The sequence below is a fragment of the Exiguobacterium sp. s142 genome, assembly GCF_018618455.1.
GTDB classification, from domain to species: Bacteria; Bacillota; Bacilli; order Exiguobacteriales; family Exiguobacteriaceae; genus Exiguobacterium; species Exiguobacterium aurantiacum_A.
This window is the reverse complement of sequence record NZ_JACSMB010000019.1, coordinates 1-23,919: the sequence shown is the minus strand read 5'-3', so window position 1 is coordinate 23,919 and position 23,919 is coordinate 1. Positions and strand designations below refer to the sequence as shown.

Genomic DNA, 23,919 nt, shown 5'->3' with positions numbered 1-23,919 from the left:
TTCCTCCTCTTGATGATCATCCTTTTCATTCACTAAAACTTATAACCCTTCCAAGAGCAGTGTAGACACTTTTAACCCTATCGTTATTTTCCATATATGTAATTGAATATCCTTTCGTAATCCTGTCATTCATTCGAATGATCGTATTCTGACGATGAATAGACTCTAGCACCTCCAACTGGATCCATCAAAAAACCGAGCCCTTGAAGGACTCGGCTTTTCTCATACATGCTTCCGCTGAAACGCAGCAATCGCTTCATACTCCTCCGAAAGATGACGTGACAAGCGAATATAGATCGGCAATAGCTCCCGGTAAATCAACGTCGCTTCCGTATCTGGAATGTGTTCGTTCGTCACTTGCGGCACGGCCGTGAAGTCGTCGATATCCCCGAACGCATATTCACCGAGCATGACCGCACCTAAGCACGAACTCTCATGGCTCTCCGGCACGACGACCGGCGTGTCGAAGATGTCGGCCATCATCTGGCGCCATAGCTTCGACTGGGCGAAACCGCCCGTCGCATGGATCCGGTTCGGTGCGCCCGTCAACTCGTCGAGTGCGAGCATGACCGTGTACAAGTTGAAGATGACGCCTTCTAAGACGGCGCGGATGAAGTGCTCACGCTTATGGTGGATGCTCAGGCCGAAGAATGAACCGCGTGCGTTCGAGTTCCAGAGCGGGGCCCGTTCGCCCATCAAGTACGGGTGGAACAACAGCCCGTCGGCTCCCGGCCGCACCGTCTCAGCGATATCGGTCAAGATGTCATAGGCGTCCATGCCGAGCCGTTTCGCCGTCTCGACCTCGCTCGCCGCAAACTCGTCCCGGAGCCAACGCAAGATGATGCCACCGTTGTTGACCGGTCCACCGATGACCCAATGCTTGTCGGTCAAGGCGTAACAGAAGATCCGGCCTTTCGAGTCCTCGACCGGCTCACGGACGACCGTCCGGATGGCACCGCTCGTCCCAATCGTCACAGCGACGACACCCGGTTCGAACGCCCCGACACCAAGGTTCGATAGCACGCCGTCGCTTGCCCCGATAACGAGCGGGAAGTCCCAGCCGAGCGTCTCACGCACGTCTTGCTTTAATTGAATGATCTCGGTCGTCGGGACGAGTTCGGACAGTTGGTCCGGTATGACGCCGGCGATATGTAACGCCTCTGCGTCCCAGTCGCACGTCTTCAAATTGAACAGACCGGTCGCCGAGGCGATTGAATGGTCGACGACGAAGCGTCCGGTCAGGCGATAGAAGACGTACTCTTTGATCGAGACGAACTTGGCGGCACGCTTGAACACGTCCGCATGTTCCGCTTTTAACCAACGCAGTTTCGACAGCGGCGCCATCGGATGGACCGGCGTGCCGGTGCGCATATGGAGCGCGCTCGCGTCAAAGTCGCGTTTAATCTCCTGCGTGTACGGGTTGGCCCGGCTATCGGCCCAGGTGATACTGTTCGTGAGCGGACGCCCTGACACATCGAGTGCGATCAAGCTGTGCATCGCTGAGCTGAACGAGACGAAGCGGATCGGCCCGTCGGCTTGCGCCCGGACGGCACTGACTGCTTCAAGCACCGCCCCGTAGATGACGACCGGGTCTTGCTCGGCCGTCTCCGTGTCCGGGGTGAGGAGCGGGTACAGCACGTTATGTACCGCGAGTTGTTGGTGATGTTGAAACAGGACGGCTTTCGTACTCGTCGTCCCGATATCGACGCCAATGGTGTACACACAATCACTTCCTTTGTTAAATGATGAATAGGCTGATCAAGAAGACGACCGCAAATCCGGTCAGTCCGATAATCGTCTCCATGACGGTCCACGATTTGAGCGTGTCTTTCACGTCAAGACCGAAGTAGCGGTTGACGAGCCAGAAGCCCGAGTCGTTGACGTGTGAGAGGACAGTCGCACCGGAGGCGATGGCGATGACGATCAAGCCGAGCGCGGCCCCGGTGATGTTTTGAATTTCGAGAAGCGGCGTGATGAGTCCTGCCGCCGTGACCATTGATACGGTCGCTGAACCTTGGGCGACGCGGACGACGGTCGCAATCAAGAAGGCGAGCACGATCGCCGGAAGCGGTGACCCGGCCATCATCTCCCCGAGGACGTCACCGACACCTGAGTCGATCAAGATTTGTTTGAACACGCCGCCGGCACCGGTGACGAGGATGATGATCCCGGCCGGTTCGAGCGCTTTCGTCGCAATCTCTTGCACTTCGTCACGTGTGTAACCACGGCGCGTGCCGAGGAAGATGAACGTGAGGAGCGTCGCGATCGTCAAAGCGACGAACGGATGACCCATGAACGTCAAGAACGTACGAATCGTATTTCCTTCATCTAACAGTACCGCAGACAACGTGTTCGCAAGAATTAACACGAGCGGGATCGAGATGAGCGAGATGATCATTTTGAAACTTGGCAATTCTTTCGATGTGTCGATCTCTTCAAATTCCATATAGTCGGGGATGGTGACGTGAATCTTGTTCGCGATGTACTTCCCGAAAATTGGACCGGCGAGAATCGCTGCCGGAATCCCGGCGATCACTCCGAACAAGATGACCCAACCGAGCTCGGCACCGATGAGGTTTGCGACCGCAATCGGACCTGGTGTCGGCGGGATGAAGCTATGTGTGACGGCGAGGCCGGCGAGGAGCGGGATGCCGTAGTAGAGCAGCGAGCGACCCGTCCGCTTGGCGAGGCCATAAACGATCGGAACGAGAATGATGAAGCCGACGTCGAAGAAGACCGGGACGGCGACGATGAAGCCGGTGATGGCGAGTGCCCATTGTGCCTTGTCCTCACCGAACTTGTTGACGAGTGTCTGGGCGAGACGTTCCGCGCCACCTGATACTTCTAACATTTTACCAAACATGGCACCGAGTCCGACGACGACGGCGACGAAACCTAGCGTCCCGCCCATCCCGTTCTGAATCGAGGTGATGACATCCCCGAGCGGCATTCCGGCCGCGATCCCAACGAGCAAGCTGACGAGCAAGAGTGAGACGAACGCGTGAAGTTTCGTCCGCATGACCAAAAATAAGAGCAAGAAGATGCCGGCGACGGCGATCAAGATAAGTGTAGAGCCTGACATATTTAGTTCCCCCTTTACCGTATGTGTAACCGTTTACAAATTTTTACAAAGGAAAAGGCCACCCCTGACCTTCTCCCGAACATTATTTTTTGACGACCGCGTGGCCTCCGAACTCGTTGCGGAGTGCGGCGACGACTTTGCCTGAGAACGTGTCGTCCTCGAGCGAGCGATAGCGCATCATGAGTGACATGGCGATGACCGGGGCCGCCGCCTGCAGTTCGAGCGCCGTCTCGACCGTCCATTTCCCTTCCCCTGAGGAATGCATGACGCCACGGATCTCATCGAGCTTGGCGTCTTTTTTGAACGCGTTCTCGGTCAGTTCCATGAGCCATGACCGGACGACCGAGCCGTGGTTCCAGACGCGGGCCACTTGTTCGTAGTCGTAGTCGAACGGACTCTTCTCTAAAATATCAAACCCTTCGGCAATGGCTTGCATCATGCCGTATTCGATTCCGTTGTGGATCATCTTGAGGAAGTGGCCGCTGCCGGCCGGTCCCGTATACAAGTAGCCGTTCTCGACCGAGAGGTCCTTGAAGATCGGCTCGATGGTTGGCCACGCCTTTGCGTCACCGCCGACCATCGTGCAGGCTCCGTTGCGTGCACCGTCCGTCCCGCCGCTCGTCCCGCAGTCGAAGAACGAGATATTCTTCTCTGCGAACTGCTCGGCGCGTGCGACCGACAATTTATAGTTCGAGTTGCCGCCGTCAATGACGATGTCACCAGGTTCGAGTCGCTCGAAGAGTTCAGTGAGCACCGTCTCGGTGATGTCACCAGCCGGGACCATCGCCCAGACGACACGGGGCGCCTCAAGCTTGTCGACGACGTCCTTGAGTGTCGGGACAATCTCAAACGCTGTCGTCGCCTCGACGCTCGACGCGTCCGTACCGATGACCGTGTGGCCGTGGTCGCTCAAATTGAGCGCCAAGTTGTAACCCATTTTACCTAATCCAATCAAACCGATTTTCATAACGTCACCTCAAAAAAAGAATTTTTTTCCGTCTCTAGTCCATAATATCAAATAAAATTCGATTTTCAATAGAGATTGCGGAATTTTTTTCGGAAAGGTATCGTTAAGAGAGACGAAAGGGTGATAAATGATGGAATCGATGAATGGACTGGCCCGTATCCGCGGTGCCTATTCGACACTCAGCAAAAAGGAACAACGAATTGCCGACTATATGTTGAAACAACCGGAACTAATCATTCACCATACGATCAATCAAGTGGCCGACGACTTAGATGTTGCCGAGTCGACCGTGTTCCGTTTCTGTCAACGCGTCGGCTTCAAAGGGTATCAGGCGCTGAAGATCGCGCTCGCCTCGGATATCGTCGCACCGCTCCAAGATATCCATGAAGACATCACGCAAGACGATACACCACTTCAAATCGCCGAAAAAATTTTCGCGACGAACGTCAAGACGATCGAGTCGACCCGCCAAATCTTAGAGGAGGCGACGATGCAGCAGGCGGTCGACTTGTTGCTGTCGGCCCGCCGCATCGAGTTTTTCGGGAGTGGCGGTTCAGCTGTGATCGCACTTGACGCGTACCACAAATTCGTCCGTAGCGGCCTGCTCGTCACGGCGAATTTAGAATCACATATGCAGCTCATGTCGGCGTCACAGCTGACGACAGACGACGTCGCCGTCCTCATCTCGCATTCGGGTGCCTCGAAAGAGACGCTCGACGTCGCGCACGTCTGTCGGGATCGCGGCGTGCCGATTATCGCCATCACGAACTACGCCAAGTCACCGCTCTCGAAACTCGCCGATGTCGCCTTGTATACCGTGTCGCAAGAGACCGAGTTCCGTTCCGAGGCGCTCGCTTCGCGTATCGCCGAGCTCAGTTTAATTGACGCTCTGTTCACGGTCGTCATGATGCGACGCGGGGAAGTGGGACGGGACGCGCTCCGTCAGATGCGGGAAGCGATCTCACTTAGAAGAATGTGATGTCCCGTGGCTAAAGTGTGCCGAGCCTCGGAGAAACAAAAACAGGCAGCCTTTCCGAGACTTTCTCGAAACGGCTGCCTGTTTCTGTTTGCATCACGTCAACGCTTTTGTTCTTGAAGTGAGGTGACGACACGGTGGGCTTGGTGCTGGTCTTTATAGACCGCCTCGTACTCATACATGCCGTCGCCCATCTCGGTCATGGTGACGAGTCGGACGTAGACGGGAGCACCGGACGGGAGCACGATCTTCAATTCGACCTCTTCGAGCACCGGGAGCCGAATTTTTGCATAAAAATGAACGGACCGGAGACTGCTCTTCGTCAGGACGATCGGTGTCGAGCCGACGTGGACGATGCGGTCATGGAACCGATGGATCGTCACGCGTGCATCGAGCGAGAACACTTGCTGGGAATTCGCCGACGCCGTCTCAGTCGTTATCATGTAGCGTTCCTCGAGCGCCTTGACGAAATCTTCTTCACCGAGCGGGCGGCTGAACAAGTAGCCTTGGACGATGCGGCACTTGAGTTGGCGCACGGCCTCGAGCTGTTCGAGTGTCTCGACCCCTTCGATGACGACATTCATCGAAAATTCCTCGGCCATGAACAGGATCGTCCGGACAATGCCTTGCGTCTTTTTGTTCTCATGTAGATCAGTGGCGAACTGACGGTCGATCTTGATCGTATTGATCGGATAGTTTTGTAAATAGGAAAGTGAGGAGTAGCCGGTCCCGAAGTCGTCGAGGGCGATCTGGACGTTTGCCGCCTCGAGCTGTTCGAGAACCTCGTGGATCTTAAAGTTGTCGCTTAACACGTCCGTCTCCAAGATCTCAATCTCAAAGAGCGACGCGGGGACGTTGTAGTGCCGAAGAACGCGTTTGATCGTCTCGGCGTAATTGCCGTGCAACAACCGTTTCGGAGACACGTTGATCGATACCGGGACGACAGGCAGCCCTCGTTGCTGCCAGTCCTGCAAGTACGCACACGTCCGTTTGAGCACCCAATCGGCCAGCTTGATATGAAGCTCACCCTCTTCAGACAAGGCGATGAAGTCGTTCGGTGGGATCCGTCCCCATTCCGGGTGCTGCCAGCGCACGAGCGCCTCGGCGCCGGTGATTCGGCCCGACCAGGCCTCGACTTTCGGTTGGAACTCGAGGAAGAGCTCGTCTTCCTCGATGGCACGCCGCAAGTCGTTGCCGAGCTGGTGCCGGCGAAACAACTCGATATTGAAGTTCGAGGTGTAGAACACGAACGGGTCCGCGCCGGCCGCGTTCGTCCGGCCGAGTGCCGTGTTGGCGTACTGGAGCAGCTCTTCGGCGACATCTGAGTCTTCTGGGTAGCGGCTCATACCGACCGTGACGGGCGGGCGCCATTCGTAAGGTCCGATGTGGATGGTCTTGTCCTCGAGGCGGATGAGTGACTTGCAATGCAGGGCGAGGGCCGCCTCGTCCACCGCATCGGCTAACAGTAAGATGAATTCGTCCCCACCGAGGTGAGCGACAAAACTGCTTTTCGGGAGCCGGTGGAGCAACGCCGACGTCGCCGCGACGATCCACTCATCCCCGATGGCGTAGCCGAAGTCACGGTTGATGAGATGGATCGAATTGAAACTGACGGAGAGCACGGCGACATGGTCATGCTGTTCAATCCACTCTTCTAGCTCATGGACGAACAAGCTCCGGTTAGGCAGTCCCGTCAGCGAGTCGTGCATGGCGAGCTGCCAGATCTGCTCTTCCTGCTCCTTGAGACGGGACACGTCCCGAGCGACGCTGATGACCGCGACGGGAGTATCGCCTTCCATCTGAGGGATGAGCTGTTTCTCGACCCATCTGACCTCGTTGCCCGTGACGACCCTGAAGACGATTCGGACTGTCTCGCCGGCCTCGGCCTTCGTATGGGCGGCACGTACTTTCATCCGGTCGTTCGGATGGATCATGTGCCGATGGGCGTTCGGGTCGAGCGCCATCGCCTCTTGGGTCGTATCGAAGAGCACTTCGAAGCCACGCGTGTAAAACTCGAGATGGCCGGTGGCGAGCGTCTTCTTATAGATGGACGCGTCGACGTGGTCATAAAGTTCCTCGAGCCGTTTGGCATGGGCCGCAACGGTCTTTGTGAGCAAATGGTGTGCCGTCACGTTCGTGAAGACACCGCGCGCCGTGTCGTTGAATTTGCCCATTTTTGCCCACGTAATGGTGCTCGATTGGACCGAGCAGACGAAATTCGAGCGGTTCTTCTAACGTTTGTCCTTGAAACAAGGCGTCGCGGACCCGTCTCGCGTTCACCTGGTCGTCAGGGTGCATCCGCCGGACGAGCTGGTCCCAAGAAGTGACGGGACGCCCGACGGCTTCGTGGAGGGAGTCCGAACACTTGAGGATGACGCCATCGACGTCGAAGCTGAAGTAAGTGAGACCGGGCGCTTCCGTGAGCAGCCGCTGCTCGTAGAGGAGCCGTTCCCGCTCGGCCTTCAAACGTTCCTCCTGCGTCACGTCCCGGGCGATCCCGTACACGCCGACGATTAGTTGATTGTCATAGGCTGGGATGTTCGTGATCTGTAGCGTCAGCACGCGGCCGCTCTGATGCAGGGCACGGCAAAGATACGTCTCTTCATTCCCCGTCAAGACGCGTTCGAACTGCTCGGTGACGAACTCGACATCGTCAGGATGGATGAACGTCGAAAAGTGTTCATACATCGCCGCTGTCGAATAGCCGAGCAGAAGGGCAAGTTTTTCATTCATGTCGATGAACCGACCGTTCACGTCGATCATATATACCGGGTCGAGGTGTCCCTCGACGAAGTTTCGGTCCTGCGCGGCTTTGGTGAGCGGCGCGGTACTAGCAGCCAATCTTGATTTCAGTCGATTCGTCCAGGCAAAACGTGTCATAAGTTCCCCCTTAGTATGATTTGAGACCGCAACGTCTCTCGTTATGATACAGATATAATATTTAACAAAACTGTTTTTCATTTTACATTTATTTGCAGACAGCAACGTTTACAAATATACGCTTATTTAGATGAGTAGTAAAATAGATTCATCATAAGTTCACAAAAAATGAGCAAAAAGACCTATTACGGAACTTGGTCTTGTATAACAGATGGTGGACGTGTACATAAAAAAGCGAGCCCTGTCCTCATGGACATAGGCTCGCTCTGTGTGAAATTGATGTCGTTATTTACCTTTGATTTGGTCGGCGACTTTCTTGACGACTTTCTCGACGCCGCCCGGTCCTTCATCGAGATCGTGATGAAGCGTATGATCAGGAATGGATGGTGTTGGTTTTTGTCCTTGCGGGGCCGGGTCGCTCAAGTAGACGAAGTCGCCCGCTCCGTCCGGCGCCGAACCCGTCGCCCATTTGCCTTGGCTCGACTCGTTGCCTTCGGAGAGGTCCCAGAACTCGAGGCCGTGTTTTTCGGCTTCAAGCTCGTCTTTCGCCGGGAACGTCGCTGGGACGACGATGCCGTTTTTCTCTTCGAGCTCGTCGATCGCCGCCATCCATTGATATTGGTGGTAGCGGTCACGGGCGAGCATCTTACGGAACACTTTCCGGACGCCTTCGTCTTTCGTCATATGATACAGGCGCGCGACTTGAAGGCGGCCTTGTGTCTCCGCGTGCAAGTTCGAGCGCATGTCGGCGAGCAAGTTGCCGCTCGCGACGATGTATGATCCGTTCCATGGTACGCCATTCGAGTTCGTCGGCAGTCCGCCGAGCCCGCTGACGATCAAGTGTTGCGGGTTCATCCCGCCGAGAATGGCCGCCGTCGCCGGGTCTTTCGCCGCTTCGGCCTGATCGTCAGGCGATGCACCGTCGAGCAGCTGCGAGATGAGCGCGCAAAGCATCTCGACGTGGCCAATCTCCTCGGTGCCGATGTCCATGAGCATGTCTTTATATTTCTCTTCCCCACGACAGTTGAACCCTTGGAATAAGTATTGCATCATGACGGTCATTTCCCCGAACTGGCCGCCGAGCACTTCTTGAATTTGACGGGCGAGCTGTGGATCTGGACGATCGACCTTCACTTCGAACTGTAACTCTTTCTGATGACGAAACATGATATTCCTCCTTTTTTGAACAAACGGTGAATGAACAACAGTATAGTAGTACCACCCTCAACATATTCAAAACCTAAATTTAGCAGAATTTTGGAATATACAAGGTGGGGTATTTTCCGCCATTTTTTAAGTCGACCCTCGATTTTTTGGAGGAAATGGATTACTTCTGTCCGTATGGTGGAATAAATACACATGGAAGACATAAGGTTTAGAGACGAGAGAGGAATTCGCCATGCATAACATTGAATTTTTGACGCCTGACCATTACCAGACGTTCAAGCAGTTGGCACACCGCTTGGCTGACCCAGGGAAGGCGAGCCGCGAGTACTTCTCGGTGCTATACTTGATCTCAGGGAATGCGAGCGTGCGGGATATCTTGCTGCCCTACGTGGACTTAGAGACAGGGGAGATTCAGACGGAGACGATTATCGATGACAACACGTTCGACAAAGAAGCGCTCGTCCTCGTCAAGCTCGTCATCCATCTATATGACAATAAAGAATGGGTGCTACCGACCGAACTGCTCGGCTTGCCGGGGGAAGACTACAAACTCGCCATGCAGGCAATCACGCTTTGCCGGGCAGAACAGTTCGATACAATCACAATCACCGAGAACAAGGAGGCCTGACGCGAGGTCTCTTTTTTGTTTTCCTCCATCAAATGAAGGGTAATTCAACCATGCATTCACAATTGAAGGAGGGGATCATATGTTACAAGATTTTCCGAAGTCATATTGGCGTGACGTCGCCGGGGAGAAGACGGCATCGCTCCAAGCGGATATCAGCGCGGACGTCGCGGTCGTCGGGGCCGGGATCGCCGGTGTCGTGACGGCGCTCGAACTCGCCAAACAGGGCAGAAACGTCGTCTTGATCGAGGCGGCCGAATTCGGGAGCGGGACAACCGGATATACGACAGCGAAAGTGTCAGCCCAGCATGGCATCGTCTATGCCGAACTGATTAAGTCGCTCGGTGAGGAGAAGGCGAAGCTCTATTACGAAGCGAATATGGACGCGCTCCATTATTTGTCGCAACAGGTCGAACAGTATCAACTCGACTGCGATCTCGAGCATCAGCACGCTTACATGTACAGCGACTCGTCGTCGAGTTCGGCGAAGCTACTCGAGAAAGAAGACGAGGCGTACGCTAAACTCGGCATCAATGGCGGGGACGCGACCGACGAGGTGAACGGCTTGCTGCCGTATGCAGTGAAGAAGGCGACCGTCATGCGCGATCAGCTCCAGTTCCACCCGGTCAAGTACTTACAAGGTCTCATGAAGCAGTTTATCGAGCTCGGGGGCACACTTTACGAGATGACACGCGTCACGAAAATCGAATATGGGACGCCGAACGTTCTGTCGACATTGACAGGCCACACCGTGTCGGCGAAAGACGTCGTCGTCGCGACCCATTTCCCGTTCAACGACTTCAAAGGGCTCTATTTCGCGAAGATGGAGATCGAGCGGTCATACGTCGTCGCGGCCGAGGTCGATCAGTTCCCGGAAGGCATGTTCATCAGTGTCGACTCCCCGAGCCGTTCGCTTCGTCACATCAAACGCGATGGCAAGAAGATCGCCATGTTCGGCGGAGAGAACCATTTATCGGGACATAAAGAAGAGACGAAGAAGTGTTATGAGCATCTCGGCGAGTTCGCCGAGCGTCACTTCGGTGTTGACGAGTTCACGCACCATTGGTCGGCCCAGGACATGGTCACGCTCGACAAGGTCCCGTATATCGGGCGGATGACGAATGATACGCCGCACGTCTATGTCGCGACCGGGTTCTCGAAATGGGGGATGAGTCAAGGCATCGTCGCCGGTCGTTTGATCGCCGACTTGATCACGAGTCAGCCGAACCGGTATGAAGACTTGTATGACCCGACCCGGTCGAAATGGAAACTTGCCGACGCGGCCCGATTCGTGAAGACGAACGCCGACGTCGCCAAAGAGCTCGTCAAAGGAAAAGTGAAGCCGGTGACGAAACAGCTCGACGACCTCGGGTTCGATGAAGGCGCGATCGTCAATCATAACGGCGAGCACGTCGCCGCATATCGGGACCCGGACGGCAAAGTGTCGCTCGTAGGCTCGAACTGTACACACATGGGCTGTACGGTCAATTGGAACAATGCGGAGCGGTCATGGGACTGTCCGTGCCACGGCTCGCGTTTCAAACCGAACGGCGAAGTCATCGAGGGACCGGCCGTCAAGTCACTTCCGACGAAGAAGTGACTGTCATGTAATTGTAAATGTTTGTAGAAAATGTTAGGTGTATAAGGAAAATAAGCGAAATGTCCTCATCTGAAGCGGATGAGGACATTTTTTGTTTAAGGAAAAGGACAGCTGTTGTTATGCCACGATAGAATTGTGAAAATATCTTGTTTTTTCGTGAGACGTTCGGGAAACATGGTCTAAGACACGAACGATAAAGAAAGGAGGTTAGCAGTCATGGAAATCAATCATATGAAGGCGTTGACGATTAAGCATGGGGCGCTGCTCGTCGTTTTCATCGCCGTCTTGACGCTTGGCTTTGGCGTCCCGTGGTATCACGCCGCGTGGATTTCGTTCATGGTCGGCATCATCGCCTATTGGCTCGGGGACATGTTCGTCTTACGAAAGTTTGGCAACATCGTTGCGACCGTGGCCGACTTCGGACTCGTCTTCTTCTTGACGTGGTTTTTCCTTTGGATCTTGGACTTCGATATTCGGACGGAGACGAGCTTTGTCTTGCTGGCACTCTATACGGCGCTCGTGACCGCGGTCGTCGAATTCCTGTTCCACGGGTGGTTACTCAAACATAAACGGGAGAAAGCCGACGCACCGGTTACGCGCTAACGAAAAGGAGGAATAACGATGGCTAAAAACAAGCTCGCCATTCACGAAGTGTTGGAGATACATGAGATGTTGACGTTGAAGCAAGCGGGACTCGTCAAAGGGTATGTGAGCGAGCCGCTCATCAAAGATGACAAGTTAAAGAAGATTGCGCGGAAACAGTTGAAGAACGCCGAGCAGGCGGTCAGTGAGCTGAAGCAGTTGTTGCCGAACAAGGCATAAGGGGGAAAAACGTATGGGAATCGCAGAAAACTTGAAACGAGCCAGCAAACAACGCGACGAACTGATCGCGACAGATCTGCTTATCACGGCCAAGTCAGCCGTTCGGGCCTATGCCGTCGCCGTCACGGAGACGGCGTCGCCTGACGTGCGAAAAGTGCTCATCAAACAGCTAAACCAAGCAATCGAGGATCATGCCGAAATCGCTGACTACATGATCAAAAATGACATGTACATGGCGTACGACATCGAGAAGCAACTGAAGCACGACAAAGAAAAAGTCGACAAGGCGAACAAGTTGATCAATAAGTGACGGGACCGGCGTTCGCCGGTCTTTTTTTGTGGGAGCGAGATGGAAAGATTGCGGAATAAGCTGTGAGCAGGGTTACGTTTTGGCAAAGCGTGGAAATGATACATATCTAGTGAAAAACGGATAGAAAGGCTGAGCGCTATGAATAACATCGACTTCTTGTCGGCTGACCACTATCGCGTGTTCAAACAACTGGCGCAGCAGTTACAAGACCCAGGGACAGCGTGGAAAGAATATTTTTCGGCGCTGTACGTGATCGCGGGGAACGAGCGGGTGCGCGACATTTTTCTGCCGTACATTAATCTCGAGACAGGAAAAATCAACACATCGACCATCATCGACGATAATACGTTCGAGAAAGGCGAGCTCGTCCTCGTCAAACTCGTCATTCATCTATACAACCATAAGGAATGGGTGCTACCGACGGAACTGATCAGCTTGCCGCAAGAGGACTATCAACTCGCGATGCAAGCGATCACGCTCTGTCGCGATGACCAGTTCGACGGAATCGTGATCCCGACAGCCGACGAGACAGAGACACGCGGGAAATGAACGAACGACCATCCCTTCAGAGCGAAGGAATGGTCGTTTTTATTGTGTCGTTTTTCTCGCTTTGAAGCTTCGCGTGAAGAACACTTCGAGATAAAAACATTTGAAGTTTTTCAGTGCCCTCGACTGATCACAAAAAGCTTTTCGGGACTTGCGTGTTTTGTTGAAGCGTCATCATGACACGGTGCGATTCACTCGTATCGAGATAGCTCGCCTCGTATTCGAACAGACCGCTTTCGAGCTCGGTCACACGGACGAGTCGGACGAGGATATCTGTCTTGTCACCGACTTGTGGCAAGAGGATCTTTAATTCGATGGCCTCTGTGACCGGCAGGCGAACCCGGGCGTAAAAATGCAGGCTTTGCAGCCCGCTCTTCGTCACGAGAATCGGGGTCGAGCCGATCGACAGCTCCCGGTCGTGGAACTTGTGGATCGTCACGCTCGCCTCGAGCGAGAACGCCTGTCGCGTGGCGGCTGGACCGACCGTCTCCGTCGTTGCTAGGAAGCGGTGCTCGAGCGCCCGTTCGAACTGCTCGGCGCCGAGCGGACGGCTGAACAAGTAGCCTTGGACGATGCGGCAGTTGAGGCGTCGGACGACATCGAGTTGTTCGAGCGTCTCGACGCCTTCGATGACGACGTCCATCGCAAACTCCTCGGCCATGAACAGGATCGTCCGCACGATCGCCTGTGACTTCTTGTTCTCATGCAAGTCAGCGGCGAACTGTTGATCGATCTTGATCGTCTTGATCGGGTACTGCTGCAAATAAGATAACGACGAGTAGCCGGTCCCGAAGTCGTCGAGGGCGACACGGATATTGGCGGCGTCGAGCTGTTCGAGCGTGTCGTGAATCTTCCGATTATCGCTCAAGACATCGGTCTCTAGTATCTCGATCTCGAGCAGCGACGGCGTGAGTGTATAGCGGCGGAGCGCCCGCGTGACCGTCTCGGCATAGTGCCCATGCAACAGTCGTTTCGGTGACACGTTGATCGACACCGGGACGACGGGGAGGTCTTTGTCCTGCCAGTCGCGGAGATGGGCGCACGTATGATGAAGCACCCAATCGGCGAGTTGGATGTGGAGGTCGCTCTCTTCAGACAACGGGATGAAGTCGTTCGGCGGAATCCGTCCCCATTCGGGATGTTGCCAGCGGACGAGCGCCTCGGCCCCGACGATCCGGCCCGACCAAGCGTCGACTTTCGGTTGGAATTCAAGGAAGAGTTCGTCTTCTTCGATGGCGCGACGCAAATCGTTGCCGAGCTGATGTCGCCGATACGAGTCGATATTGAAGCTCGAGGCGTAAAAGACGAACCGGTCCATACCCGGCAAGTTCGTCCGGCCGAGTGCCGTGTTGGCGTACTGCAGCAGCTCTTCGGCGACTGTCGAGTCATGCGGATAGCGGCTGACCCCGATCGAGACGGGTGGTCGCCATTCGTACGGGCCGACTTGGATATGCTTCTCCCCGAGTTTGAGTAAAGACTGGCAGTTCATGATCAACGAGGACTCATCCGTGACATCGGGCAAGAGCAACATGAATTCGTCACCCCCGAGATGACCGACGAAGCTGCCGTTCGGCAAACGGTGGAGCAGGGCCGACGTCGCCGCGACGATCCAGTCATCTCCGACGGCGTAGCCGAAGTCGTGATTGATCCGGTGAATCGAGTTGAAGCTGATCGTCAGGACCGCGATGTGCTCGTGCTGCTCCATCCGTTCGCCCAGCTCATAGAGAAACAGGCTCCGGTTCGGCAGACTAGTGAGCGAGTCGTGCATGGCGAGTTGCCAGATCTGTTCTTCTTGTGTCTTCAGACGGGTGATATCGTGGGCGATACTGATGACGGCCATGACCATGCCGTCGTCGTCAAACTTCGGGATGAGGCGTTCCTCGACCCATTTGACGCTGTCGGTAAAGCTTGTCCGGTAGAGGACGGTCGTTTCCTGCCCCGATTCGACACTTGCGTGGGCGGCCCGGACTTTGGCCAAGTCGTTCCGATGGATCACGTGATGGCAAGATGTCGGGTCCTCGCCCATCGCTTGCGGTGCCGTCTGGAACAACGTCTCAAATCCGGCGGTATAAAACTCGAGCTTACCGGTCCGTAAATCTTTTCGGTAGATGGACGCCTCAACGTGCTTGTATAAGTCGCGAAGCCGTCCCACCTCGTCTTTTAAGTGGTCGTCTTGCGTGATGTCCCGGGCGATCCCGTACACACCGACGATCAAGTGGTTGTCATAGGCAGGGATGTTGGTGATTTGCAGCTTCAACATGCGGCCATCCTTCTGTTTCGCCATGCATGTGTACGTCTCTTCAGTTCCTGACAGGGCGCTTGCGAAATACGTTTGGATCCGTTCGGCGTCTGCTTCGGTCGTGAAGCGGGCGAAGTGCGTGAACAGCTCACGCTTCGTGTAGCCGAGCAAGAGCGACAGTTTCTCGTTGGAATCGACGATGTTCCCGTGAATGTCGAGTAAGAAGACCGGGTCGAGGTGTCCTTCGATGAAGTGGCGGTCGTTCGTGACGTCAGCGAGTGCGATCGGTAAGTCAGTGGCAGCCAATCGAGATTTGAGCGGATTGATCCAGTTGAACCGAGTCATAGTTTCCTCCTTAATCTGAATATATCAAGTCAGGAACGGTGAAACATTCCTAATTTTCATTTCCAATCATTACAAAAACAGCAGCGTTTACAAATATACGCATAATTTGACGAGTAGTAAATATGTTTGAGTGAAGAGTCGATAAAACGGGAAAATAGACCTAAAAAGTCGCGATATTAGAAGAATCGGACAATCGTTTATACGTATACATAAAAATGAATGAAATTACACTATATATTTTTTTATGTATATTATTTCCATATAATGATAGCGGGGGATGATCGTAGCGAGACTGTGATTCGAAGCGCTGAACGTCTCAGCCGACAAGCCAGCATACCCGTAACGTGAAAACGAGCGAATCATGCGTCTCAAAGTATACACTTAATTCAAGGAACGGTCATAACATTCGTAAAAGCGATGTGCCATCACATGATGAGGATTCGGCTCGTAAAGTGACATGTATTCTACGAACGAAATTAAAACATAACACCTCAAACTATCATTTCGTTTTAAAAAAGCGCTATATTTAAAATGAATATTGATAAATGAGGTGGATATAATGGATTATCCTTATTTTTATCGCTTGTATTATGAAAAAGCATTGAATCGTAATGTGAATGAAGTATATGAACAACGGTTACACAGTATAGCGACTCAAGTTTTTCCATTTAACATGTATCCGTCTAATAAAAGTACGGATGTCCCTACATATTTCACTCATAATCCTGGAACGACACAACTCATGAGTCAGATTTATATCCAGGATAAAAAAACAGACCATCTCGTCCGACGGTTACCGGGTATCGTTCAGTCGGCACTGGTTCGTGACATATTTGCCGAAGAATTGTTTCATACGAATGAAATCGAAGGCGTGAAAAGTACAAAAGAACAGTTTGTGAGAAGTGCCCACCTTCTCGAGAATAAAAAAGAACCAACCGGACGTTTCGCGAGTTTAGTGAAAACGTATTACCGGTTGATTAGTGGTGAAGTAGACACTCCGACGGAACCAGGTGACGTAAGGACATTCTATGACTTGCTCGTGGCAGACGAAATTGAAGAAAAGGAGTTGCCCGATGGAAAATGGTTCCGAACCGAACCGACCTACCTATATAAAGGCACAAAATCAGGTAAGCCGATTCACGTAGGGATGACACCGGAACAGCAAATCATCGACGCTGTTAAGACGTTGCTTCAATTCTTAAACGCAGAAGATGTTCCTTTGTTGATCAGAGTCGCGGTCGGTCACTATTACTTTGGATACATCCACCCGTTCTACGACGGCAATGGAAGAACGTCGCGCTTCATTAGTAGCTTGTATATGAAAGAGGAGTTTCATACGTTGACGGCACTGTCTCTATCGCGGGCATGCAACTTAAATCGAAGCCAGTACCTAGAGGCGTTCGAAAAAACGAACGACGTCAGTATGCAAGGAGAAATGAATTTCTTTATCGATCGATTCCTTGGTCTATTTTTAGAGACACAGATTCGAATGAATGAAGAGCTTCGCCGAAATCTGTATCGTTTTGAAGCGATGAAACATGCATTGCAAGACGAGCCGTTTTTATCCAAACATCCAAAACATCACGAAATCATCTATATTCTAAGTTTGCATGAAATCTTCTCAGAAGAAGCAGGGTTGCTCACACCAGACCTTGTGCGGATCGCCAGTGAGTCAAACCATCCATTAGGAGAAGCGACGGCAAGGGCGACCGTGACAGATCTCGTCCGACAAGGATTTGTCGAGGTTGAAAAAGTGGGACGCTACAATATGTATCATCTCAGTTCATCGTTTCGTGAACGTGTGATGTTAGAGTGACGGCTACGGTCGTTACTCTTTTTGATTTTCAAACCAATTAGAGCGTTTGGATTGTTAGAGTGATTTCGCAAAAAAAACGTCGGTCAAGACCAACTCGACCGACGCTCCATCCCCTTATTTCTTCTCGACCGCATGCCCGCCGAACTCGTTTCGTAGTGCGGCGACGACCTTGCCGGAGAACGTGTCTTCTTCGAGCGAGCGTTGGCGCATCATGAGCGACATGGCGATGACCGGTGCCGGGACGCCGTATTCGAGCGCCGTCTCGACCGTCCACTTGCCTTCACCCGACGCATGCATGACGCCTTTGATCCCGTCGAGCTTCGCGTCCTTGTGGAACGCGCTCTCGGTCAACTCCATCAGCCACGAGCGGACGACCGAACCGTGATTCCATACACGGGCGACTTGTTCGTGGTCGTAATCGAATGGGCTCTTCTCGAGAATCTCGAACCCTTCGGCGATCGCCTGCATCATGCCGTACTCGATGCCGTTGTGGATCATCTTGAGGAAATGACCGCTACCACTCGGACCGGCGTACAAGTAGCCGTTGTCCGTCGACACGTCTTGGAACAATTCCTCGATCTTGCCGAACGCCTCGATATCGCCGCCGATCATTGTGCAGGCGCCATTACGTGCGCCTTCCATGCCGCCACTCGTCCCGACGTCGAAGAAGTAGATCAGTTTGTCGTTGAAGTGCTCGGCCCGCCGCATCGACTCCTTATAGTTCGAGTTGCCGCCGTCGATGACGATATCCCCTGGAGACAACAGTGCATGCAAATCGTTCAACACACGCTCGGTCACATCACCGGCCGGCACCATCACCCAGACGACACGCGGCGCTTTCAACCCGCCCACGACCGCTTCGAGCGAATCGAGCGTCTCGAACTGGCTCGTCGACACGTTGCCCGGGTCGTAACCGAGTACGCGGTGGCCCCCATCCGTCAAATTGAGCGCCAGGTTGAGTCCCATCTTGCCAAGTCCAATCATTCCTAGTTCCATATTCGTTCCCCCAATCGATTGGTTTAGTCTTTATAAGGGTTACCCGAAATGGAGCGGATTCAAAAGAGAGGATTTATATCATCGATCCGATAGGCGAGGATCGACCCGATTCGGATCTTCTGTCCATCACTCGCCTCGATGAAGTCGTTGAGCGGATTGGCCAACTGGAGGGTCTGGTTAAACGTCCGTTCGGCCTGATGCCTCGAACTCCCATAAATAATGAATGAAAACGGCTCTTTTTTCTCGATAAAACACGTGACGACGAAACGCATCCGTCTATCCCCTTCGCAAAATAATTGGACTTCAATTACATTATAAATGATATTATATACAAATATTACAAAAAATAATGCGTTTGTACTATGATGTTTTTTCGAAGTAAGGAAACGGACCTAAAAAAACAACCGATCGAGGACGTCCCCGATCGGTTTCGTCAGAATTAGAACTGCGTGCTGCGACCTTGTGCCCATGGTGATCGGAATGGTAGCGGTTTCGGTTTTTGGAGCTCAGGGTAGGGTTAAAAAAGATATGCTAGAAAAGCTAAACCTTTTTTCAAAACCGGCCGATAAAAATAAGCGAGTGAATGATTCGACAACAATCGGCAACCATTTACCTCTTTTATAAAAAATAGGAATATTAAAATAAGGTGCATGCTAAAATAAAACCTATGTGAAATTGACTACAGGTTCGAGGAAAGGTGCAATGTCATGGAAGAGCAAAAGAAAAAGAGAGTCAAGAAACGTCGTAGGAAGAAAACGCCCGCAAAACGCATCGCGTTGATTGTGGGGATCGTCGTCGGACTGTTCCTGCTCATCGGAGTCGGGGTGGCAGCTTATTTGTATAACCAAGTGGACTCGACGGTCAGTCGTTTGAACGAGTCGGCCGGGCTCAGCCCGGAACGGATGAATAAACAGACGATCAACGACAAGAAACCGGTATCGGTCCTGTTGCTTGGTGTCGACCGCCGTGCCGACGAGCAAGGCCGCAGCGACTCGATCATCGTCATGACACTCAACCCGAATACGGATGCGAGCGCGATGCTCAGCATACCGCGCGACACGAAGACGGAGATCATCGGCAAAGGCACGACCGATAAGATCAACCACGCCTATGCGTTCGGCGGTGCCGAGATGGCGCTCGCGACGGTCGAGAACTTGCTCGGCATCCCGATCGATTACGTCGCCGAAGTCGATATGAAAGGGTTCCAAGACACGGTCGACCTTCTCGGAGGCGTCGAAGTGACGAACAAGTTCGCCTTCACGTCAGGCGACTATTCGTTCGAGCCAGGCACGATCAACTTGTCAGGCCCCGAGGCGCTCGCGTACACGCGGATGCGCTACGACGACCCGAGTGGTGACTTTGGTCGCCAAGAGCGTCAGCGTGACGTCATCACGGCGCTCGTCAACGAAGGCAAAGACGATTTCTCGATCTCGAAATTCAACAATATGCTCGACGTCTTAGGCAATAACGCGAAGACGAACATGACGTTCAAAGATATCCGGACACTGTCGGCCGACTATATGGCCGCCTTCAAAAACCAGGACGTCCTTCGACTCGAAGGCACTGGCGGCAAGGCTGAAGACGGCATCTATTACTGGAACCCGGATGCGGCCTCACTTGAAGACGTGAAGTCGTATCTCGGCGAATTGATGGAACAATGACAACAGCGCCTCATCCAAAGCGGATGGGGCGTTTTAATTTGTGCGATAATGAAAAGAAAAGGGGTGACCCGTGTGCTTGACCGACTGATCCGTCTCATCATCGACGTCCGCCATCGCTTCAAAGACCATCACATCAACGACTATAGCGCCACGCTCGCCTTCTTCTGGTTTCTCGCCATCTTCCCGACGTTCGTCCTGTTGTTCGCCGTCATGGCGTGGCTCGGGATCGACGACGCCCTGTTGATCGAGCAGATCGAGATCTTGATCCCGGGCGCGAGTGTGCGTGACATGCTGTCGGTCGTCTATGACGTCAGCGGCGACATCAACGCCGGGCTCATCTCGGTCGGTGCCGTCATCGCCGTCTGGTCGGCCTCGAACGGGGCGGCCCGGCTCGTCAAGCTGACCGTGTTCGCCTACGGCGAGACCGAGGCGCGCAGCTACATCGTCCGTCGGCTCATCGGGCTGTTGACGCTCGTCGCCTTCAGCGTCGGTGCCGTCATCTTGATCGTGTTCCACATCTTCGGCCGCGAGTTCGTCGAGCTCATGTACGCGTGGTTCCCGATGCTCGAGGAGTTTGAACGGTTGGCGACGCTCGCCCGGTATACCGTCTCGACCGTCATCCTCATCTTCGCGTTCTCGCTGTTTTATAAGTTCGCGCCCCAGCAACACGTCACATTCACGGAGACGCTCCCAGGCGCCACTTTCGCCGTCATCTCGTGGCAGCTGTTGTCGACCGGCTACAGCATCTACGTCGACCAGTTCTCGATGTTCGGCGACACGTACGGGACGATCGGGATCGTCATCTTGCTGCAGATCTGGCTCTACTTGACGGCGGCGACGATGCTGCTCGGGGCGGAGATCAACGCGGCTTGGCCTGGTCATATGCGACGCCGGCCTCAGCGCACACATTTCCCATGAAAATCCGAAAGAAATCGTTAGCATTTTTTGGCAACGTGCTATAATACTACACGGTAAGCGGGAATTATTCATACTATAGATTTAATGAAAGCAGGTGGTCTGATGGCGAGACATCGCAAGAAATCATCATGGAAGAAATGGGTATTGCTCACAGTAGGCGTCATGACCGTCATCCTCATCGCCGGCGGACTGTTCGTCTGGTCGATGTACCGGGACGTCAATGAGACGGTGACACGGGTGAACGATAATTTAGAAATCTCTGAAGAACGCAAACAAGTACAGACGATCGAAGAGAAGCGGTCCGTGTCGGTCCTCCTCCTCGGCGTCGATCGCCGCGGCACCGAGCAAGGGCGGAGCGACTCGATCATCGTCATGACGCTCAACCCGGAGACGGACGAAGGGGCGATGCTCAGCATCCCGCGGGATACAAAGACGGAGATCGTCGGGCGCGGGATGCGTGACAAGATCAACCACGCCTACGCGTTCGGTGGGGCCGAGATGGCGATGGATACGGTCGAAGGACTCTTAGACATCCCGATCGACTACGTCGTCGAGACGGACATGGAGGCGTTCACCGAGGTCGTCGACGCGCTCGGCGGCATCACGGTGACGAACAACCTCGCGTTCGCATCGGACGGTTACTCGTATCCGGTCGGTGAAGTTGAGTTGACGGGTGAGTCGGCATTGTCGTATACGCGCATGCGTTACGACGACCCGAACGGGGACTTCGGCCGCCAGGAGCGGCAACGCGCCGTTGTCGCGGCCATCGTCGAGAAAGGGCGTTCTGACTTCTCGGTCGATAAAGTGACGAAACTGTTGGACGTCGCCGGCAACCGTGCCAAGACGAACATCGAGTTCAACGAGCTCGTCGGTCTGTCGACGGACTACATGCAGGCGTTCCGTAACGCCAGCACGCTCCGGATCGAAGGGGCGGGCGGGCTAGAGTCAGACGGTATTTATTACTGGAACCCAAATCCGGACTCGCTCGCAAGCGTCCAGACCGAACTGAAGCGTTTGATGGACTGAAGCCGCCCTCGGGTGGCTTTTTTCGTGAGTTTGAAACGGGCGCATCGGTGGGACTGTTAATAGAGACAGTACTAGGAGGGATCACATGATTTGGGACAAACTTGAACCGATAATCAACCGACTCGAAGACGATCATACAGCCGACGACTGGCGCCGTCTGTTCGACAAGTGGGCCGGCCACACGTGGCACGACCACGAGGCGCCGAGCGAGCTGACGAGCGTCCTCATCGTCGACGCGAACGCCGTCACGACCGACGGGACGCAAGACCTCGACGCGCTGCACACGCTATTGAAAGACCACGTCCGATCGTCGATCAGCGACTTGTATCTCGTGTCGCTGTTCCCGCATCAAGTGAAGCCGACCGATACGGCCGTCAACCCGCGCATCCGTCTGTTCGAGGACCTCGGGCGCTTCCACGACGAGTTCGATCTCATGTACGAGATGACGCCGGACGTCTATAACGAGCTGCAAGTCGATTTGCTTGACGAGACCGACGCGTTCATCGAACGGCTCGCACAAGGGGCGACGAAAGTCCGCGTCCACGTCCAATCGTTCCGGGGCATGCCCGAGGAGCGGATCAAGCACGTGCTCGAACTATGGCAATTGATTCTCCACCATTATAAACCGCACGGGCAGCTCGTCCTCGCCTATGAAGGAGACGCCGACCGGACCGGTTCCTACTTCGAAGTCGCCGACGTCATCTGTCACTTCGACTTGGCGTCCCATACGCTGCTCGCTTTCGCCCAAGGCAACGCCAAAGGGTTGACCGACTGGGCCGACCATATCGAGGCACCCGAGGACGGCAAGACGTACTTCAACTTCTTGTCGACCCCGGAGCGGGACCCGTTCGAGAAGAATTTGCTCGAGCCGTCGGTCGACATGTTGCTCGCCGCCCATAGCGTCCTGTTCTCGCTGCAAGGCATCCCGGCCGTCGATTACCGGACGCTGCTCGGGGTGACGACGCCGGTCGAGCGGGCCGCGCTCGTCCAAGAGTTGAAGACGGACCCGTACCGCCTGCAAGTGTTCTCCGGCATCTTGAGCCAGCTGAACGTCAAGCGGACGCACCCGGCCTTCTCGCCGTACGCCGAGCAGCGCATCGTCGCGACGGACAAACGCGTGTTCACGGTCGAGCGGAGCGGGGGAGGCGAGACGCTTCTACTCTATACGAACGTGTCGGACGAACGGGTCGTCATCGCTGCGAGCGGGACGAACTTGTTCACGGGAGAATGGGTCGAGGCGGTCGTGCTCGAGGCGTACGACTTCATGTGGATCAAACAAGAATAGGTCTTTTGAACCAAAAATCATTTTGGATGAATAGTCGTATTGACGCATTCGGTGTTTAGGTAGAAAATGGAATAGAAGGAAGTTCTATGACATACACGACCATACACCGAAGGAGCGGATTTCCATGAATCAACCTTTATTCGCGTATTTGTTCGGCTTGACGCTGCAGTCGTTTCTCTATTGGATGTTTGCCACATTGTTCATCGCCTTAGTCGGCTACGTCGCCCTCTACGTATGGGACCGTGACGTCGCCAATCAATACCGATCGCTTTGGCGCAAGGGCTATTACCTGACGTTCGGCGCCTTCGTCTTGTTCGGCTTCATCGTCGGCGAGTTCGCCATCGACGCCGCTTGGACGCTCGCCGGGATCGCCATCTTGATCGTCGTCCTCGACTACGGCGTGCTCGGGGCGCGGGAGCGACAAGACGTGATAGAAGAAGACATGACAAAACCCCTTACGGAAGAACGATAACTCGTTCTCGCGAGGGCACTGAAAAACTTCAAATGATTTTAAGCAGATGAGCGTCGTCCCGGATGGGATGACGCTCATCTGCTTTCATTGCCCTTCGAGCCGCCCTGTCCGGCACGCCGCTTTCCTGGGGGCGGTCAGCGAGCCGCATCGCGACGATGTCGCTGCTGGGTCTCGCCTTGCCCGCTG

22 protein-coding genes are annotated in these 23,919 nt (G+C 54.1%); 13 read left to right on the top strand and 9 right to left on the bottom strand.

The window, feature by feature from the left end; all coding sequences use genetic code 11:
• Positions 1 to 222: 222 nt before the first annotated feature.
• From gntK to gnd (KNP77_RS13600), 3 genes are all read right to left on the bottom strand, one after another.
• Positions 223 to 1,722 (bottom strand): gluconokinase, encoded by a 1,500-nt coding sequence (gene gntK / locus KNP77_RS13610; RefSeq protein ID WP_214891266.1) that lies wholly within the window; start codon positions 1,720 to 1,722, stop codon positions 223 to 225.
• Between the two features lie 16 nt (positions 1,723 to 1,738).
• On the bottom strand, positions 1,739 to 3,082 hold the full coding sequence (locus KNP77_RS13605; RefSeq protein ID WP_016507825.1) for a GntT/GntP/DsdX family permease: 1,344 nt from the start codon (positions 3,080 to 3,082) through the stop codon (positions 1,739 to 1,741).
• Positions 3,083 to 3,164: 82 nt separating this feature from the next.
• Entirely contained in the window at positions 3,165 to 4,049 is an 885-nt protein-coding gene (gene gnd / locus KNP77_RS13600) for a phosphogluconate dehydrogenase (NAD(+)-dependent, decarboxylating) (RefSeq protein WP_070328380.1), read from the bottom strand.
• A gap of 130 nt (positions 4,050 to 4,179) precedes the next feature.
• On the opposite strand from gnd (KNP77_RS13600), the gene KNP77_RS13595 reads away from it, so the two are divergent.
• Complete coding sequence (locus tag KNP77_RS13595; protein WP_214891264.1) at positions 4,180 to 5,028, top strand: MurR/RpiR family transcriptional regulator; 849 nt, start codon at positions 4,180 to 4,182, stop codon at positions 5,026 to 5,028.
• 98 nt (positions 5,029 to 5,126) lie between these two features.
• Here the strand turns inward: KNP77_RS13595 and KNP77_RS13590 are convergent, their stop codons facing one another.
• The 3 genes from KNP77_RS13590 to KNP77_RS13580 form a co-directional block, all read right to left on the bottom strand.
• The gene (locus KNP77_RS13590; RefSeq protein WP_214891262.1) at positions 5,127 to 7,199 is read right to left on the bottom strand and encodes a putative bifunctional diguanylate cyclase/phosphodiesterase; all 2,073 of its coding nucleotides are present in this window, start codon (positions 7,197 to 7,199) and stop codon (positions 5,127 to 5,129) included.
• Entirely contained in the window at positions 7,090 to 7,905 is an 816-nt protein-coding gene (locus tag KNP77_RS13585; protein ID WP_214891261.1) for a PAS domain-containing protein, read from the bottom strand. Before KNP77_RS13585 ends, KNP77_RS13590 begins: the two co-directional genes overlap by 110 nt.
• Before the next feature lie 285 nt (positions 7,906 to 8,190).
• Complete coding sequence (locus tag KNP77_RS13580) at positions 8,191 to 9,072, bottom strand: manganese catalase (protein WP_131464461.1); 882 nt, start codon at positions 9,070 to 9,072, stop codon at positions 8,191 to 8,193.
• 232 nt (positions 9,073 to 9,304) lie between these two features.
• On the opposite strand from KNP77_RS13580, the gene KNP77_RS13575 reads away from it, so the two are divergent.
• From KNP77_RS13575 to KNP77_RS13550, 6 genes are all read left to right on the top strand, one after another.
• A complete protein-coding gene (locus KNP77_RS13575; RefSeq protein WP_214891260.1) occupies positions 9,305 to 9,700 on the top strand; it encodes a hypothetical protein in 396 nt (131 codons plus the stop codon).
• Positions 9,701 to 9,779: 79 nt separating this feature from the next.
• Positions 9,780 to 11,297 (top strand): FAD-dependent oxidoreductase, encoded by a 1,518-nt coding sequence (locus KNP77_RS13570; RefSeq protein WP_131464456.1) that lies wholly within the window; start codon positions 9,780 to 9,782, stop codon positions 11,295 to 11,297.
• A gap of 216 nt (positions 11,298 to 11,513) precedes the next feature.
• A complete protein-coding gene (locus tag KNP77_RS13565) occupies positions 11,514 to 11,900 on the top strand; it encodes a DUF2512 family protein (protein WP_131464454.1) in 387 nt (128 codons plus the stop codon).
• 18 nt (positions 11,901 to 11,918) lie between these two features.
• The gene (locus tag KNP77_RS13560; RefSeq protein ID WP_131464451.1) at positions 11,919 to 12,119 is read left to right on the top strand and encodes a spore coat protein; all 201 of its coding nucleotides are present in this window, start codon (positions 11,919 to 11,921) and stop codon (positions 12,117 to 12,119) included.
• 13 nt (positions 12,120 to 12,132) lie between these two features.
• Entirely contained in the window at positions 12,133 to 12,429 is a 297-nt protein-coding gene (locus tag KNP77_RS13555) for a spore coat protein (protein ID WP_131464447.1), read from the top strand.
• 138 nt (positions 12,430 to 12,567) lie between these two features.
• A complete protein-coding gene (locus KNP77_RS13550; RefSeq protein WP_131464445.1) occupies positions 12,568 to 12,978 on the top strand; it encodes a hypothetical protein in 411 nt (136 codons plus the stop codon).
• Positions 12,979 to 13,105: 127 nt separating this feature from the next.
• Here the strand turns inward: KNP77_RS13550 and KNP77_RS13545 are convergent, their stop codons facing one another.
• Complete coding sequence (locus KNP77_RS13545) at positions 13,106 to 15,559, bottom strand: sensor domain-containing protein (protein ID WP_214891259.1); 2,454 nt, start codon at positions 15,557 to 15,559, stop codon at positions 13,106 to 13,108.
• 742 nt (positions 15,560 to 16,301) lie between these two features.
• On the opposite strand from KNP77_RS13545, the gene KNP77_RS13540 reads away from it, so the two are divergent.
• Entirely contained in the window at positions 16,302 to 17,375 is a 1,074-nt protein-coding gene (locus KNP77_RS13540; protein WP_214891258.1) for a Fic family protein, read from the top strand.
• 114 nt (positions 17,376 to 17,489) lie between these two features.
• Here the strand turns inward: KNP77_RS13540 and gnd (KNP77_RS13535) are convergent, their stop codons facing one another.
• Positions 17,490 to 18,371: a phosphogluconate dehydrogenase (NAD(+)-dependent, decarboxylating) gene (gnd, locus tag KNP77_RS13535; protein ID WP_214891257.1), complete on the bottom strand. Its 882-nt coding sequence runs from the start codon at positions 18,369 to 18,371 to the stop codon at positions 17,490 to 17,492.
• Between the two features lie 59 nt (positions 18,372 to 18,430).
• Positions 18,431 to 18,643 carry a hypothetical protein gene (locus KNP77_RS13530; protein WP_070328395.1) on the bottom strand — a complete coding sequence of 71 codons (213 nt, stop codon included), beginning with the start codon at positions 18,641 to 18,643 and terminating at the stop codon, positions 18,431 to 18,433.
• A gap of 510 nt (positions 18,644 to 19,153) precedes the next feature.
• Between KNP77_RS13530 and KNP77_RS13525 the strand changes: the two genes are divergently transcribed.
• From KNP77_RS13525 to KNP77_RS13505, 5 genes are all read left to right on the top strand, one after another.
• A complete protein-coding gene (locus KNP77_RS13525; protein ID WP_353048834.1) occupies positions 19,154 to 20,032 on the top strand; it encodes an LCP family glycopolymer transferase in 879 nt (292 codons plus the stop codon).
• Positions 20,033 to 20,080: 48 nt separating this feature from the next.
• Positions 20,081 to 20,950 carry a YihY/virulence factor BrkB family protein gene (locus KNP77_RS13520; RefSeq protein WP_214891255.1) on the top strand — a complete coding sequence of 290 codons (870 nt, stop codon included), beginning with the start codon at positions 20,081 to 20,083 and terminating at the stop codon, positions 20,948 to 20,950.
• A 102-nt stretch (positions 20,951 to 21,052) separates the two neighbouring features.
• Positions 21,053 to 21,976 carry an LCP family glycopolymer transferase gene (locus tag KNP77_RS13515; protein WP_214891254.1) on the top strand — a complete coding sequence of 308 codons (924 nt, stop codon included), beginning with the start codon at positions 21,053 to 21,055 and terminating at the stop codon, positions 21,974 to 21,976.
• Between the two features lie 85 nt (positions 21,977 to 22,061).
• Positions 22,062 to 23,261: an alpha-amylase family protein gene (locus KNP77_RS13510; RefSeq protein WP_214891253.1), complete on the top strand. Its 1,200-nt coding sequence runs from the start codon at positions 22,062 to 22,064 to the stop codon at positions 23,259 to 23,261.
• Positions 23,262 to 23,385: 124 nt separating this feature from the next.
• Positions 23,386 to 23,733 carry a hypothetical protein gene (locus KNP77_RS13505; RefSeq protein ID WP_214891252.1) on the top strand — a complete coding sequence of 116 codons (348 nt, stop codon included), beginning with the start codon at positions 23,386 to 23,388 and terminating at the stop codon, positions 23,731 to 23,733.
• Positions 23,734 to 23,919 lie beyond the last annotated feature (186 nt).

Excerpts from the sequence above, each read along its gene's own strand:
- KNP77_RS13540 (WP_214891258.1), top strand. The coding sequence starts at position 16,302 with ATGAGTCAGATTTATATCCAGGATAAAAAAACAGACCATCTCGTCCGA.
- KNP77_RS13580 (WP_131464461.1), bottom strand. The coding sequence starts at position 9,072 with ATGTTTCGTCATCAGAAAGAGTTACAGTTCGAAGTGAAGGTCGATCGT.
- KNP77_RS13545 (WP_214891259.1), bottom strand. The coding sequence starts at position 15,559 with ATGACTCGGTTCAACTGGATCAATCCGCTCAAATCTCGATTGGCTGCC.
- KNP77_RS13595 (WP_214891264.1), top strand. The coding sequence starts at position 4,180 with ATGGAATCGATGAATGGACTGGCCCGTATCCGCGGTGCCTATTCGACA.
- KNP77_RS13585 (WP_214891261.1), bottom strand. The coding sequence starts at position 7,905 with ATGACACGTTTTGCCTGGACGAATCGACTGAAATCAAGATTGGCTGCT.
- KNP77_RS13590 (WP_214891262.1), bottom strand. The coding sequence starts at position 7,199 with ATGGGCAAATTCAACGACACGGCGCGCGGTGTCTTCACGAACGTGACG.
- KNP77_RS13520 (WP_214891255.1), top strand. The coding sequence starts at position 20,081 with ATGAAAAGAAAAGGGGTGACCCGTGTGCTTGACCGACTGATCCGTCTC.
- KNP77_RS13550 (WP_131464445.1), top strand. The coding sequence starts at position 12,568 with ATGAATAACATCGACTTCTTGTCGGCTGACCACTATCGCGTGTTCAAA.
- KNP77_RS13510 (WP_214891253.1), top strand. The coding sequence starts at position 22,062 with ATGATTTGGGACAAACTTGAACCGATAATCAACCGACTCGAAGACGAT.
- KNP77_RS13505 (WP_214891252.1), top strand. The coding sequence starts at position 23,386 with ATGAATCAACCTTTATTCGCGTATTTGTTCGGCTTGACGCTGCAGTCG.
- KNP77_RS13560 (WP_131464451.1), top strand. The coding sequence starts at position 11,919 with ATGGCTAAAAACAAGCTCGCCATTCACGAAGTGTTGGAGATACATGAG.
- gnd (WP_214891257.1), bottom strand. The coding sequence starts at position 18,371 with ATGGAACTAGGAATGATTGGACTTGGCAAGATGGGACTCAACCTGGCG.
- KNP77_RS13575 (WP_214891260.1), top strand. The coding sequence starts at position 9,305 with ATGCATAACATTGAATTTTTGACGCCTGACCATTACCAGACGTTCAAG.
- KNP77_RS13530 (WP_070328395.1), bottom strand. The coding sequence starts at position 18,643 with ATGCGTTTCGTCGTCACGTGTTTTATCGAGAAAAAAGAGCCGTTTTCA.
- KNP77_RS13515 (WP_214891254.1), top strand. The coding sequence starts at position 21,053 with ATGGCGAGACATCGCAAGAAATCATCATGGAAGAAATGGGTATTGCTC.
- KNP77_RS13555 (WP_131464447.1), top strand. The coding sequence starts at position 12,133 with ATGGGAATCGCAGAAAACTTGAAACGAGCCAGCAAACAACGCGACGAA.
- KNP77_RS13570 (WP_131464456.1), top strand. The coding sequence starts at position 9,780 with ATGTTACAAGATTTTCCGAAGTCATATTGGCGTGACGTCGCCGGGGAG.
- KNP77_RS13605 (WP_016507825.1), bottom strand. The coding sequence starts at position 3,082 with ATGTCAGGCTCTACACTTATCTTGATCGCCGTCGCCGGCATCTTCTTG.
- KNP77_RS13565 (WP_131464454.1), top strand. The coding sequence starts at position 11,514 with ATGGAAATCAATCATATGAAGGCGTTGACGATTAAGCATGGGGCGCTG.
- gnd (WP_070328380.1), bottom strand. The coding sequence starts at position 4,049 with ATGAAAATCGGTTTGATTGGATTAGGTAAAATGGGTTACAACTTGGCG.